At 63.0% G+C, this 13848-nt stretch carries 11 protein-coding genes, 1 pseudogene and 1 riboswitch; of the genes and pseudogenes, 6 read left to right on the plus strand and 6 right to left on the minus strand.

The window, feature by feature from the left end:
- Positions 1 to 52: 52 nt before the first annotated feature.
- Entirely contained in the window at positions 53 to 448 is a 396-nt protein-coding gene (locus tag ABMD26_RS10255) for an acyl-CoA thioesterase (protein ID WP_043191602.1), read from the minus strand.
- Between the two features lie 197 nt (positions 449 to 645).
- Positions 646 to 753, plus strand: a riboswitch (S-adenosyl-L-homocysteine riboswitch).
- Positions 754 to 773: 20 nt separating this feature from the next.
- Between ABMD26_RS10255 and ahcY the strand changes: the two genes are divergently transcribed.
- From ahcY to rhlE2, 4 genes are all read left to right on the plus strand, one after another.
- A complete protein-coding gene (gene ahcY, locus ABMD26_RS10260) occupies positions 774 to 2183 on the plus strand; it encodes an adenosylhomocysteinase (RefSeq protein WP_049861659.1) in 1410 nt (469 codons plus the stop codon).
- A gap of 69 nt (positions 2184 to 2252) precedes the next feature.
- Positions 2253 to 3098 (plus strand): methylenetetrahydrofolate reductase [NAD(P)H], encoded by an 846-nt coding sequence (gene metF / locus ABMD26_RS10265; RefSeq protein WP_049861658.1) that lies wholly within the window; start codon positions 2253 to 2255, stop codon positions 3096 to 3098.
- Positions 3099 to 3239: 141 nt separating this feature from the next.
- A complete protein-coding gene (locus ABMD26_RS10270; protein WP_354309361.1) occupies positions 3240 to 4070 on the plus strand; it encodes a substrate-binding periplasmic protein in 831 nt (276 codons plus the stop codon).
- A 221-nt stretch (positions 4071 to 4291) separates the two neighbouring features.
- Positions 4292 to 6172, plus strand: coding sequence for an RNA helicase RhlE2 (gene rhlE2, locus ABMD26_RS10275; protein WP_049861656.1), 1881 nt, complete (start codon positions 4292 to 4294; stop codon positions 6170 to 6172).
- Positions 6173 to 6307: 135 nt separating this feature from the next.
- On the opposite strand, the gene ABMD26_RS10280 is transcribed toward rhlE2, so the two are convergent.
- From ABMD26_RS10280 to ABMD26_RS10290, 3 genes are all read right to left on the minus strand, one after another.
- Complete coding sequence (locus tag ABMD26_RS10280; protein WP_049861655.1) at positions 6308 to 6907, minus strand: YceI family protein; 600 nt, start codon at positions 6905 to 6907, stop codon at positions 6308 to 6310.
- A gap of 37 nt (positions 6908 to 6944) precedes the next feature.
- On the minus strand, positions 6945 to 7496 hold the full coding sequence (locus ABMD26_RS10285; RefSeq protein WP_049861654.1) for a cytochrome b: 552 nt from the start codon (positions 7494 to 7496) through the stop codon (positions 6945 to 6947).
- A gap of 195 nt (positions 7497 to 7691) precedes the next feature.
- Complete coding sequence (locus ABMD26_RS10290) at positions 7692 to 9464, minus strand: flavin monoamine oxidase family protein (RefSeq protein WP_354309365.1); 1773 nt, start codon at positions 9462 to 9464, stop codon at positions 7692 to 7694.
- A gap of 189 nt (positions 9465 to 9653) precedes the next feature.
- Between ABMD26_RS10290 and ABMD26_RS10295 the strand changes: the two genes are divergently transcribed.
- Both ABMD26_RS10295 and ABMD26_RS10300 read left to right on the plus strand, forming a co-directional pair.
- On the plus strand, positions 9654 to 11060 hold the full coding sequence (locus ABMD26_RS10295) for an adenosylmethionine--8-amino-7-oxononanoate transaminase (protein ID WP_192000788.1): 1407 nt from the start codon (positions 9654 to 9656) through the stop codon (positions 11058 to 11060).
- Positions 11061 to 11218: 158 nt separating this feature from the next.
- Complete coding sequence (locus ABMD26_RS10300; RefSeq protein WP_354309367.1) at positions 11219 to 11938, plus strand: 16S rRNA (uracil(1498)-N(3))-methyltransferase; 720 nt, start codon at positions 11219 to 11221, stop codon at positions 11936 to 11938.
- Between the two features lie 3 nt (positions 11939 to 11941).
- On the opposite strand, the pseudogene trhA reads toward ABMD26_RS10300, so the two are convergent.
- Both trhA and hisF read right to left on the minus strand, forming a co-directional pair.
- Positions 11942 to 12560: pseudogene (gene trhA / locus ABMD26_RS10305) on the minus strand (PAQR family membrane homeostasis protein TrhA).
- Between the two features lie 492 nt (positions 12561 to 13052).
- The gene (gene hisF / locus ABMD26_RS10310; RefSeq protein WP_043191638.1) at positions 13053 to 13823 is read right to left on the minus strand and encodes an imidazole glycerol phosphate synthase subunit HisF; all 771 of its coding nucleotides are present in this window, start codon (positions 13821 to 13823) and stop codon (positions 13053 to 13055) included.
- Positions 13824 to 13848 lie beyond the last annotated feature (25 nt).

Genomic DNA, 13848 nt, shown 5'->3' on the forward strand with positions numbered 1-13848 from the left:
AGAAGCCAGGCCACACGCGGCCTGGACCGGGACGAGCGCTATACGGACCAGGTCAGTCGATAGTTTCGAACTGATCCTTGATGTAGCGGATTTCGGTGCGCCCATGGGGTGCCGGCAGGCCGTCTTCGCCCAGGTTGACGAACACCAGCTTGTCCACGGTGAGGATGCTCTTGCGCGTGATCTTGTTGCGCACTTCGCAGGTCAGCGTGATGGAGGTCCGGCCGAATTCAGTGGCGGTGATGCCCAGCTCGATGATGTCGCCCTGGCGCGAGGCGCTGACGAAATTGATCTCGGAGATGTACTTGGTCACCACCCGCTGGTTGCCCAATTGCACGATCGCGTAGATAGCCGCTTCTTCGTCGATCCAGCGCAGCAGGCTGCCGCCGAACAGGGTGCCGTTGGGGTTGAGGTCTTCAGGTTTTACCCATTTGCGCGTATGAAAATTCATGCTGGCTCCTCTGCTCTTCACCTAAGTGTGTCGAATCATGGCAGACCACAGCGCCCGCCTCCATTGAGCTTTGCCTATGAATACCATTATCCATCCGGCGGTAATCGTCAGAAATACTTTGGAAGCTGGCCACACCTCTATATAATCGCCAGCGATTCACTCAACGGCCTTCTTCATTTCCCGGCCGTTCCCGCCACCCGTCCGAGGGGCGCTGCAGCAGGTTCGACCTGTCAGGCTCGGATGGGGCGTTGTCCCTACAGGTCTTGCCTGGGGACGCCAAACGCATACAACGGCGCCCATTCGAACCTACGAATGGAGGCTCTTAATGAGCGCTGTACTTACGCCTGCTGGTTTTTCCGATTTCAAAGTCGCCGACATCTCCCTGGCTGCCTGGGGCCGTCGCGAAACCATCATTGCCGAGTCGGAAATGCCCGCGCTGATGGGCCTGCGCCGCAAATACGCCGGCCAGCTGCCGCTTCAGGGCGCGAAGATCCTGGGCTGCATCCACATGACCATCCAGACCGCCGTGCTGATCGAAACCCTGGTCGCCCTGGGTGCCGAAGTTCGCTGGTCCTCGTGCAACATCTTCTCCACCCAGGATCAGGCCGCCGCCGCCATCGCCGCCGCCGGTATCCCGGTGTTCGCCTGGAAAGGTGAAACCGAAGAAGAATACGAGTGGTGCATCGAGCAGACCATCCTCAAGGATGGCCAGCCATGGGATGCCAACATGATTCTTGACGACGGCGGCGACCTGACCGAGATCCTGCACAAGAAATACCCGGCCATGCTGGACAAGATCCACGGCGTGACCGAAGAAACCACCACTGGCGTGCACCGCCTGCTGGACATGCTGGCCAAGGGCGAGCTGAAGATCCCGGCCATCAACGTCAACGACTCGGTGACCAAGAGCAAGAACGACAACAAGTACGGCTGCCGTCACAGCCTCAACGACGCCATCAAGCGCGGCACCGACCACCTGTTGTCGGGCAAGCAGGCACTGGTGATCGGCTACGGTGACGTGGGCAAGGGTTCGGCTCAGTCGCTGCGTCAGGAAGGCATGATCGTCAAGATCTCCGAAGTCGACCCGATCTGCGCGATGCAGGCCTGCATGGACGGCTTCGAGCTGGTCTCGCCGTTCATCGACGGCATCAACGACGGCACCGAAGCAAGCATCGACAAGGCGCTGCTGGGCAAGATCGACCTGATCGTCACCACCACCGGTAACGTCAACGTCTGCGATGCCAACATGCTCAAGGCGCTGAAGAAGCGTGCCGTAGTCTGCAACATCGGCCACTTCGACAACGAAATCGACACCGCTTTCATGCGCAAGAACTGGGCATGGGAAGAAGTGAAGCCACAGGTCCACAAGATCCACCGCACCGGTGCCGGTAGCTTCGATGCGCAGAACGACGACTACCTGATCCTGCTGGCCGAAGGCCGTCTGGTGAACCTGGGCAACGCCACCGGCCACCCAAGCCGCATCATGGACGGTTCGTTCGCCAACCAGGTGCTGGCGCAGATCTTCCTGTTCGAGCAGAAGTACGCCGACCTGGACGCTGACGGCAAGGCCGCCCGCCTGACCGTCGAAGTGCTGCCGAAGAAACTGGACGAAGAAGTGGCCCTGGAAATGGTCCGCGGCTTCGGCGGCGTGGTCACTCAACTGACCCAGCAGCAGGCCGACTACATCGGCGTGACCGTCGAAGGTCCGTTCAAGCCAGAAGCCTACCGCTACTAAGCGTTCAGGTTCTTGATACGGCGGGCCAGTCAACGCTGGCCCGCTCGATGGGTTTACCGAGAAACTGCCATGTCTCACGATCGTCCCTTAAGCTTCGAGTTCTTTCCGACCAAGACCGATGCCGGGCATGAAAAGCTGATGGGCGTCGCCCGCCAGTTGGCTGCCTACAAACCCGATTTCTTTTCCTGCACCTACGGCGCCGGCGGTTCGACCCGCGACCGTACCCTGAACACCGTTCTGCAGCTGGAAAACGAAGTCAACGTTCCCGCCGCTCCGCACCTTTCGTGCGTGGGCGACAGTAAACAAGACCTGCGCGGCCTGCTCGACCAGTATCGGTCGGCCGGGATCAAGCGCATCGTCGCGCTGCGCGGCGACCTGCCGTCGGGCATGGGCATGTCCAGCGGCGAACTGCGCCATGCCAATGACCTGGTCGAGTTCATCCGCGCCGAAACCGGCGACCACTTCCACATCGAAGTGGCGGCCTACCCCGAGATGCACCCGCAGGCACGCAACTTCGAAGACGACCTGGTCAATTTCGCGCGCAAGGCCAACGCTGGCGCGAGCAGTGCGATCACCCAGTACTTCTTCAACGCCGACAGCTACTTCTACTTCGTCGAGCGCGTGCAGAAGCTGGGCGTGAACATTCCGATCGTGCCGGGCATCATGCCGATCACCAACTACAGCAAGCTGGCGCGCTTCTCCGATGCCTGCGGCGCGGAAATCCCGCGCTGGGTGCGCAAGCAGCTGGAAGCCTACGGCGATGACGTGAAAAGCATCCAGGCGTTCGGCGAGGAAGTGATCACGCAGATGTGCGAGCGGTTGTTGCAGGGCGGCGCCCCCGGCCTGCATTTCTATACCCTGAACCAGGCAGAACCCAGCCTGGCGGTATGGAACAATCTGAAACTGGGCCGCTGAGTCTTCTCGCACTGCCTCCAGGCCCTGGCATTCTGCCGGGGCCTTTTTGTATCGATCAGTCGCAGCAGAATCCAGGTCAGCGGTGCTTCAAGCCCGGCATAGACCTTTTCAAGCGCGGCAAGGCGTCGTAATCTCCGGCCCATGGTTGCCATCCTCCGTTCGTTGCCCTCTGCGCTTCTCCTTTGCTGGTGCCTGCAGGCCCATGGCGAAACGCTGCGCATCGTCACCGATTCGTGGGCGCCCTACGCGTTCGAGGAGAACGGTAGCGCGCAAGGGATCGACTACGACATCACGGCGCTGATCTTCGAACGCCTGGGCATCCAGGTGCAGTGGCAATTCCTGCCATGGAAACGCTGCCTGGCCATGCTCGACCAGGGCCAGGCGGATGGGATCCTCGACATCTTCCAGACCAACGAACGCGATGCCAGCCTGTTCTATGCCAAGGAACCGCTGTCGGAAGTGGAATGGGTGTTCTACCAGGCCAATGACCGACCGCACCCGGTGCGCAGCATGGCCGACCTCGACGGGCTGACCGTGGGCATCACCGCTGGCTACGACTACGGCGACGCATTCGAACAGGCGCCCGGTGTCGTTCGCGAGAGCGGGCCCAGCCAGGAAGCCAACTTCGGCAAGCTGGCCAAGGCACGCATCGACCTGTTGATCACCGACCGCCGCGTCGGCGAGTACACCGTCAAGCGGCTGGGCCTGCAACAGCGGGTCAGTCCGCTGCCCCTGGAGATCGGCAACAATCCGCAGTTTCTGGCGGTGCGCCGAGGCGCCGGAATGGATCTGCTGGTGCAGCGTTTCGCTGCCGAACTGCGCCGGTTCAAGCAGGAACCTGCTTATGAGCAGCTACTGGCACGCTATGCCGTCGAGCCAATGAGTGGTAAAACGATACCTTCCGCTGCGCCGCAGACACTGCAGCCATCGCCCGCAGGCACCGCTGGGCAGCGTGAAAGCAGCGCAATGTGATTGCTCTGTTATACTCGGCCCTTGTGCCAGGCTTACGTCCGGCCGCTCGGCCTTGCCAAGGCCTCTCGAAGCACCTGCCAGCTGGGCCTGAGCCCGCGCACCGCTTCGTGTAGCGCACTTTGCAACCCCAGCAGGACCGGACGCGACAGTGTCACCGCACACCCGTCGCGCCAGGCAAGATTATCCCTCGGGCATAAGCCCCTACTAGAACAGGATTACTCATGTCCTTTGCTTCCCTCGGTCTCTCCGAGGCTCTAGTCCGCGCCATCGAGGCAGCGGGCTACACCCAGCCCACCCCGGTGCAACAGCGGGCCATTCCCGCCGTGTTGCAAGGCCGCGACCTGATGGTCGCCGCTCAGACAGGTACAGGTAAGACCGGCGGCTTCGCCCTTCCGATTCTGGAGCGGCTGTTCCCAGGTGGTCACCCGGACAAATCCCAACGTCACGGCCCGCGCCAACCGCGTGTACTGGTCCTGACCCCCACTCGCGAACTGGCTGCCCAGGTTCACGACAGCTTCAAGCTCTACGCCCGCGACCTCAAGTTCGTCAGCGCCTGCATCTTCGGCGGCGTCGGCATGAACCCGCAGGTACAGGCCATGTCCCGCGGCGTCGACGTGCTGGTGGCCTGCCCGGGCCGTCTGCTCGACCTGTGTGGCCAAGGCAGCGTCGATCTGTCCCACGTTGAAATCCTCGTGCTCGACGAAGCCGACCGCATGCTCGACATGGGCTTCGTGCATGACGTCAAGAAGGTCCTTGCGCGCTTGCCGTCCAAGCGTCAGAACCTGCTGTTCTCGGCGACGTTCTCCAAGGACATCACCGACCTGGCCGGCAAGCTGCTGCACAACCCCGAGCGCATCGAAGTCACGCCGCCCAACACCACGGTCGAGCGTATCGAGCAGCGCGTCTATCGCCTGGCCTCCAGCCACAAGCGTTCGCTGCTGGCGCACCTGATCACTCAGGGCGCGTGGGAGCAGGTGCTGGTGTTCACCCGTACCAAGCACGGCGCCAACCGCCTGGCCGAGTACCTGGAGAAGCACGGTCTGAGCGCCGTGGCGATCCACGGCAACAAGAGTCAGAACGCGCGCACCAAGGCCCTGGCCGACTTCAAGGCCGGCTCCGTACGCATCATGGTCGCCACCGACATTGCCGCGCGTGGCCTGGACATCGACCAGCTGCCACACGTGGTCAATTTCGAGCTGCCCAACGTCGACGAAGACTACGTGCACCGTATCGGCCGTACCGGTCGTGCCGGTCGTAGTGGCGAGGCGATCTCGCTGGTTGCGCCAGACGAAGAGAAGCTGCTCAAGAGCATCGAGCGCATGACCAAGCAGAAGATCCCGGACGGTGATCTGATGGGGTTCGATGCCAGCACCGTGGAAGCGGAAAAACCCGAGGTGCGCGAGCGTCCTCAGGCCAACAATGCCCGCGGTGCTCGCGCACCTCGCGGCGATGGCACCAGCAACGCCAGCAGCGGTCGCAAGGACAAAGGGAAGGACAAAGGCAAGGAAAAGCCCGCCGGGGCGCGTTCTGAACGCCAACCCCGTGACCAGAAGCCACGTCAGCCACAGGCTGCACGCGCGGCCGTAGAACCGGCGGTTTCCGCCAACCGTGCGCCGGACGAATTCCTCGATGACGAAGTGGACAACTTCGGCAACCGTGCGGATTACGTCAGCCCCTATCAGGGCAAGAACCAAGGGCGCGGTCGTCGTCCTGCCGGTTCTGCACCGGCCGGTGGTACTGCTCCAGCAGCAGCGCCTCGCCAGGGTCGCCCTGCCGGTGGCGCACCGCGCAACGGTGGCGGCGCACGTTCGGCCGGCACTGGCGACAACGCCGGCGCCAAGCGCGGTCCGCGCAGCAACGGGGGTGGCGCTCGTGACGGCCAGCCACGTCGCGACAGCAACCCGCGCAACCGCCGTCCGGCGCGCGACGAGCAGCCCCGCCAGGAACCGGCGGTGAGCAACTCGCGCAACCCGAGCCAACCGGTGATCGTGCACAAGGAATCGAAGATCGATCGTTTCCCGACTGCCGAGCAACTGGAGCAATTGCCGAGCCGCCCGCGGGGTGAAAAACCTGCCCTGCTGACGCGCAATCGCGAAGGCTGAGCATGAGGTAGGCAGGCTCGCCGCCCTGTGGGAGCGGGCTCTGCCCGCGAAGGTTTAACCACGGCTCCCATGCCGGATACAAAAAAACGCCGCAGCCCTCACAGGCTGCGGCGTTTTTTCATGTCAGCGAATCACTTACTTCGCTTTCACACCTTCGAAGGTGAAGTACAGCTCGACGGTGTCCGACTGTGGACCCAGGTCCATGGACTTGGGTGCGAAGTCCTTGCGGTTGATCGAAGTGGTGCCTTCGAAGCCGGCACGGTAGCCGCCCCATGGATCCTTGCCTTCACCCAGGAAGGTGGCCTTGATCACGACGGGCTTGGTCACGCCATGCAAGGTCAAGTCACCGGTCACGTCAGCAGTGGTCTTGCCATCGGCGCTCTTGCCGGTCGGCTTGACGCTGGTGGACTTGAAGGTGGCTTCCGGGAAGTTGGCCACGTCCAGGAAGTCCTTGCTGCTGATGTGCTTGTCACGCTCGGCGTGGTTGGTGAACACGCTGGCAGTCTTGAGGGTCACGTCGATCTTGGCGTCTTCGGGCTTGGCGGCATCGAAGCTGAACTTGCCGTCGAAGTCCTTGAAGGTACCGGTGATGAAGCTGTAGCCCAGGTGGCTGATCTTGAAGTCGACGAAAGCGTGCTGGCCTTCCTTGTCGATGGTGTAGTCAGCGGCCATGGCCTGGCCTGCAGTGAACAGGGCAGTGCCAATGGCGAGTGCAGCGAGGGTCTTTTTCAACATGGGGAGTATTCCTCTTGGAGTTTGATAGGTACGGCAGTCAAGCTTTGCGACCCAGCATACGGATGAGGGTTGCATCACGATCGATGAAGTGGTGTTTCAATGCAGCCAAGCCGTGCAGTACGGCGAATATCACCAGTACCCAAGCCAGGTAGAAATGCACGGTACCGGCGGTTTCCGCCTGATTGGGCAGGCCGCTGACCAGCGCCGGTATTTCGAACAGCCCGAAAACCGGAATGCCCACCCCGTCTGCGGTCGAAATCAAGTAGCCGGCGCTCATCACCAGGAACAGGTCCGCATAGAGGAACAGGTGCCCCAGATGAGCCGCCGTGCGGGTCAGCTTGCCTTGGTTGGGTGTGGGCGGCGGGGGTGGGCTGATGAAGCGCCAGACCACGCGCACGAGCATGAAGAAGAACAGCACCAGGCCGATGCTTTTGTGCAGGTCAGGTCCGGCCTTGCGCCATGGGTCGTAGTAACCCAGGCCCACCATCCACAACCCAAGAGCGAAAAGCCCGAATACGGTCAGCGCGACGCCCCAGTGCAGGACGATGCTGACCCAGCCATAGCGTGAAGTGGAATTACGTAGTTGCATGTGCCTGGACCTTGTAAGAACTGCGCTCAAGATGACTGACTTATCTATCGGATTAAAGCGGAAAATCTCGCTTTGAAATATCGATAAAGTTGATTAAGACAGTATTAAGCGCACTGCTCTGAGGCCAGGAACGCGGTTTTATACGCGTAAAGGCGCCGCCGACCCGTGAAAAGGCCGACGGCTGCGGTGCGAAACCTACGGCTGCACTGTAGGTTTCGTTACTTCTACCTTGTTTTTGGATTCAACCGGTTTTTTCGCTTCGGCCGGCTTCTTGACCACAGGCTTCTTGGTTTCGGCCTTCTTGGGCTCCGGTTTTTTCGTTTCCACTTTCTTCACCGGCGCAGCCTTCTTCGCAGGCTCTGCCTTGACCGGTGCGGGCGCGGGCACGACGGCGGGCACCGGAACAGGTGCAGACGTGGGCGCTGGAACGGGAGCAGGTGCAGGCGCCGGTACTGGCGCAGGTGCAGGCTCGACGGGCTTGGCCGCTGGCGTCTCGCCGCCGCCGAACCACTTGGAGAAGAACCCAGGCTTGCTCTCGGCAGCCTTGACCGGCGCTGCTGCAGGCGGCGCGACCTTGACCGGTTCGAAGGACTTGCCTGCCGCCAGATCAACCACTTGGCCGGCAGCACGCTGACCGCTGCGCAGCGCGCCTTCCAACGTGCCGGGGTACAGCGAGTCGGTGTGTTCGCCCGCGAAGGCGATGCGCTGCTGCGGCTTCTCCCAGACCTTCCAGAACTTGCTGATCTGCCCCGGTCCGTAGGCCAGGTACGCGCCGCCATACGAAGGATCGGTGCTGTAGCGACGGATCTCGTAGCCGGTGTAGGCACCGCGCGCCTGTGGATAGAACGCGTGCAGGCGAATCAATACCTGGTCGACCATCTGCTTGTCGCCAAAGGCCTGCAGCAGGCGGGCGTTGTCACCGGACAGGTTGATCACCACATTGGCGCCACCCTTCAAGGCTGGCTCGATCCACAACATGCCCAGCCCGGTGTTGCTGTAGATCTCGCCGGACATCCGCGCCTTGCTGTCCCAGACCGGCGTCTTGAACTTGAGCAGCAACTGGTCGCGCCACCCGTAGTTGGTGCCCTTGATCGCCGCCAGCTGGCGGTTGTCCAGTGCAGGGGTGAAGGCGATCTTGCCCAGTGCACGCAGAGGGACGGCCAGGACCACGTAGCTGGCCTGGTAGCCCACGGCGCCCACTTTGACGGTCACGCCGTCCTTGTCCTGGCTGATGGCCGACACCGGTGAATCGGTCTTGATGGTCTTGATCTGTTTGACGAACGCCTGGGCCAGCACCGGGCTGCCACCGATCAGGCGCGAGGCGCGCAGATCACGGTCGTCGATGTCCTGATAGACCCGGTTCTGCTGGGCGAAATACAGCAGTGACAGACGCGACGGCTCGTCGTAGCGCGTACGAATCTTCTGGTTGATCAGTTGCCGTGCCGTAGGGGGCAGTTGCAGGCGATCCAGCCAGTTGGACACGTTGATCTGGTCCAGGGCGAACAGGGTGCTGGTCGCGCCGGGGTTTTCCGGATCCTTGACCGAGCGGGCGAGGTCATCCAGGGTTTTCTCGTAGCGCTTGAGGGCTTCCGCAGTCGCTGGCTGCTTGGTGGCCAGGTCGGCAGCGGTGAAGTATTCGCCGTCGATCAGGTAGCCAGGGTTACGGACGAATTCCGGCGCCGGCTGGGTGGCCAGCTTGAAGGTGTTCACGTAACCATTGAGCACCGGCTGGACCTTGCTGCCGCCGATCCATTCGCTGGTGGCCAGACCCGAGCGGCCGCCGAGGCTGGGTCGTGCTTCCAGCAAGGTGACTTGCCAGCCTTTGGCCTGCAGCTCGTAGGCGGCCGTCAGCCCCGCCAGACCGCCGCCGACGACGATCGCCGTCTGTGCCTTGTCATTGCCCAACGCCTGCGCGCTGAACAGCCCTACTACTATCAGCGCCCAGGCGCGCAACCAACCAGCAGACATGCAGAGAACTCCGGCAGAGCAAGCGAAATGGCCGGATCGAGCCCCGGCAGTGGCAAATTGCCGCGCAGCATACGCCAGCGGCATAGTGCCCGCCAGTGTCGCCATCGAGCATGTTTGGGTTGTTAGCCGAGGCCTCATTGCATAGGCTTGCGCGACTGTTTGCCAAGCGTGTTGCCGCGGGAGAGAAAGATGGGACTCAACGATCAGTGGATGAAACGAGACCTCGAGGTCTTGTGGCACCCCTGCACCCAGATGAAAGACCACGAGCGGCTGCCGCTGATCCCGATCAAACGCGGCGAAGGCGTGTGGCTGGAGGACTTCGAGGGCAAGCGCTACCTGGACGCGGTCAGCTCCTGGTGGGTCAATGTCTTCGGGCATGCCAATCCGCGCATCAATCAGCGCATCAAGGATCAGGTCGATCAGCTGGAGCACGTGATCCTGGCCGGTTTCAGCCATCAGCCGGTGATCGAGCTGTCGGAGCGTCTGGTCAAGATGACGCCCGAAGGGCTGACTCGCTGCTTCTACGCCGACAACGGCTCTTCGTGCATCGAAGTCGCGTTGAAGATGAGCTTTCACTACTGGGTCAACCGCGGCCAACCGAACAAGAAGCGCTTCGTGACCCTGACCAACAGCTACCACGGCGAGACCATCGCCGCGATGTCGGTCGGTGACGTGCCGTTGTTCACCGAGACCTACAAGGCCCTGCTGCTCGATACCCTGAAAGTCCCCAGCCCTGACTGCTACCTGCGGCCCGAAGGGGTGAGCTGGGAAGAACACTCGCGCACCCTCTTCCAGGCCATGGAACAGACTCTGGCCGAACACCATGAAAGCGTGGCCGCGGTGATCATCGAGCCGTTGATTCAGGGCGCGGGGGGCATGCGCATGTATCACCCGGTGTACCTCAAGCTGTTGCGCGAAGCGTGCGACCGCTACGGCGTACACCTGATCCACGACGAGATCGCCGTGGGCTTCGGTCGCACCGGAACGATGTTCGCCTGCGAGCAGGCCGGCATTCGCCCGGATTTCCTGTGCCTGTCCAAGGCGCTGACCGGCGGCTATCTGCCGCTGGCGGCCTGCGTGACCACCGACGACGTCTACAGCGCGTTCTACGACGACTACCCGACCCTGCGTGCCTTCCTGCATTCGCACAGCTACACCGGCAACCCGTTGGCCTGTGCTGCGGCTCTGGCCACGCTGGACATCTTCGAGCAGGACAACGTCATCGAGAACAACCGCGCCCTGGCCCAGCGCATGGCCACTGCCACCGCGCACCTGGCCGACCATGCCCACGTGGCCGAGGTGCGTCAGACCGGCATGGTCCTGGCCATCGAAATGGTCCAGGACAAGGCCAGCAAGACCGCCTACCCCTGGCAGGAGCGACGCGGACTCAAGGTGTTCAACCACGCCCTGGAGCGCGGCGCGTTGCTGCGCCCGCTGGGCAGCGTGGTGTATTTCCTGCCGCCCTATGTGATCACGCCGGAGCAGATCGACTTCCTGGCCGAGGTGGCCAGCGAGGGGATCGATATCGCCACGCGCAGCAGCGTGAGCGTGCAGGTGGCTGAAGATTTCCATCCCGGGTTTCGTGATCCGGGTTGAGGTTGTTCAGTGCCTGTACCGGCCTCTTCGCGGGCAGAGGGCTCGCCGCCCGCCCCGCTCCCACAGGAAGTTTCGGTCGCTCATGCGGTCCTTGTGGGAGCGGGCTCTGCCCGCGAAGAGGCCAGAATAAACACCACAAAATCACCAGAGACACCCCCATGCGACTGTCCCGCTTTTTCATCGACGCCCCCCTGAGCCTGGGCGAACACGAACTCCCCGAAGCCCAGGCCCACTACATCGGCCGCGTGCTGCGCATGGCCACCGGCGACAAGGTCCAGCTGTTCGACGGCAGCGGCCAGGAATTCCTGGGCACCTTGCTGGAAGTGGGCAAGAAACGCGTCAGCGTCACCCTCGACGAACAGTTCACCGGCCAACCTGACTCGTCGCTGGCCATCCATCTGGGCCAGGGTCTGTCCCGTGGCGAGCGAATGGATTGGGCGATCCAGAAGGCCACCGAACTGGGCGTGAGCGAGATCACCCCGCTGGTGAGCGAACGCTGCGAGGTCCGCCTCAAGGACGAACGCGCCGACAAGCGTCTGGCCCACTGGCGACAGGTGGCCATCAGCGCCTGCGAGCAATGTGGTCGTTCCAGCGTGCCGGTCATTCATTCGCCGCAGGTGCTGGCCGACTGGATCGCCGCCAGTGACGCCGAGCTCAAACTGGTGCTGCACCCTGTCGCAGAGCCGCTGCTCAGCCACGCCAAGCCTGCCAGCCTGGCGTTCCTGATCGGGCCCGAAGGTGGCCTCAGCGATGCCGAAGTCGAGCAGGCCAAGGCCGGCGGCTTTCACGCTGCCCGCCTCGGCCCCCGCGTGCTGCGCACCGAAACCGCGCCGGTAGTCGCCCTGGCGGTGGCCCAGCAGCTGTGGGGGGATTTCTAGGCTTCAGAGGACGTAGAAAAAGATCGCGATGAAGTGCAACACACTGCCCGCGATCACGAACAGGTGCCAAATGCCGTGGGCATGGCGCAGACGCTTGTCCAGCGCGAAGAAAATGATGCCCACGGTGTACAGCACACCGCCTGCAGCCAGCAGGGCGAACCGCGGCCGACCCGAGCAGGCGCAGCAGCGGCTGCACCGCGACCAGCACGATCCAGCCCATCACCGCGTAGATGACGATGGACAGCACGCGGGCCTCGGAGCGAGGCTTGATCTCCTGCAACATGCCCAGCACCGCCAGCCCCCAGACCACTCCGAACAGGCTCCAGCCCCAGGGCCCGCGCAGGGTCACCAGACAGAACGGCGTATAGCTGCCGGCGATCAGCAGGTAGATCGACAGGTGATCGAGCTTCTGCATGATCGCTTTGCGGCGCCCGCGCACGCTGTGGTAGATCGTGGACACGCTGTAGAGCACGATCAGCGTGGTGCCATAAATGCACACGCTGACGATCTTCCAGGGGTCTCCTTCGAAGGCCGCCAAAAGCAGCAGCCAGACGGCACCGACCGCTGCCAGCACGGCGCCCACCAGATGGGTCCAGGCGTTCATTCGTTCGCCATGGTACATACACAACTCCTTGCTCCCCGTAGCAGCGGCGCAAGCCGCGTCAGGCCTACCGCGGCGCCCGCCAACGCGGCTTGCGCCGCTGCTACAGGGGTTGCGGCGACTCAGAATACGGTTACAGCCACTGCGATTTCCTGTAGCAGCGGCGCGAGCCGCGTCAGGCCTCGATGCGTTACGTCAGGCCTATCGCGGTGCCCGCCGACGCGGCTTGCGCCGCTGCTACAGGGGTTGCGGCGACTCAGAATACGGTTACAGCCACTGCGATTTCCTGTAGCAGCGGCGCGAGCCGCGTCAGGCCTCGATGCGTTACGTCAGGCCTATCGCGGTGCCCGCCGACGCGGCTTGCGCCGCTGCTACAGGGGTTGCGGCGACTCAGAATACGGTTACAGCCACTGCGATTTCCTGTAGCAGCGGCGCGAGCCGCGTCGGCGGGCACCGCGGTGGAATTGGCGCAACGCGGTAACGTTTGATGCGGTTCGCGCCGCTGCTACAGGGTCAGCGTACGACGATGCCTTGCTTGGCCATGAAGGCCTTGGCTTCGGGTACGGTGTACTCGCCGAAATGGAAGATACTGGCGGCCAGCACCGCGCTCGCGCCGCCCTGGATCACGCCATCGGCCAGGTGCTGCAGGTTGCCCACCCCACCGGAGGCGATCACCGGAATGCCCAGCGCATCGCTGATGGCGCGGGTCACGCCCAGGTCGAAGCCATTCTTCATGCCGTCCTGATCCATGCTGGTCAGCAGAATCTCACCCGCACCCAGGCCTTCCATCTTCTGCGCCCATTGCACGGCGTCCAGCCCGGTAGGCTTGCGACCACCGTGGGTGAAGATTTCCCAACGCGGCTCTTCGCCCGGCCCGGAAACCTTCTTCGCGTCGATGGCCACCACGATGCACTGCGAGCCAAAGCGCGAGGCCGCTTCGCCGACGAACTCGGGGTTGAACACCGCCGCCGTGTTGATCGAGACCTTGTCGGCACCGGCATTGAGCAGGTTGCGGATGTCCGCCACCGTGCGCACGCCGCCGCCTACGGTCAGAGGGATGAACACCTGGCTGGCCATGCGCTCCACGGTGTGCAGTGTGGTGTCACGGCCGTCGACACTGGCAGTGATGTCGAGAAAGGTGATCTCGTCGGCGCCCTGCTCGTCGTAGCGCCGGGCGATCTCGACCGGGTCACCGGCGTCGCGGATGTTCTCGAACTTGACGCCCTTGACCACGCGGCCGTTGTCCACGTCCAGGCAAGGGATGATGCGTTTGGCCAGGGCCATGGGGGTTCTCCGATCGGATTGGGAG

It is taken from the genome of Pseudomonas sp. PvP001 (genome assembly GCF_040546375.1).
GTDB classification, from domain to species: Bacteria; Pseudomonadota; Gammaproteobacteria; order Pseudomonadales; family Pseudomonadaceae; genus Aquipseudomonas; species Aquipseudomonas coleopterorum.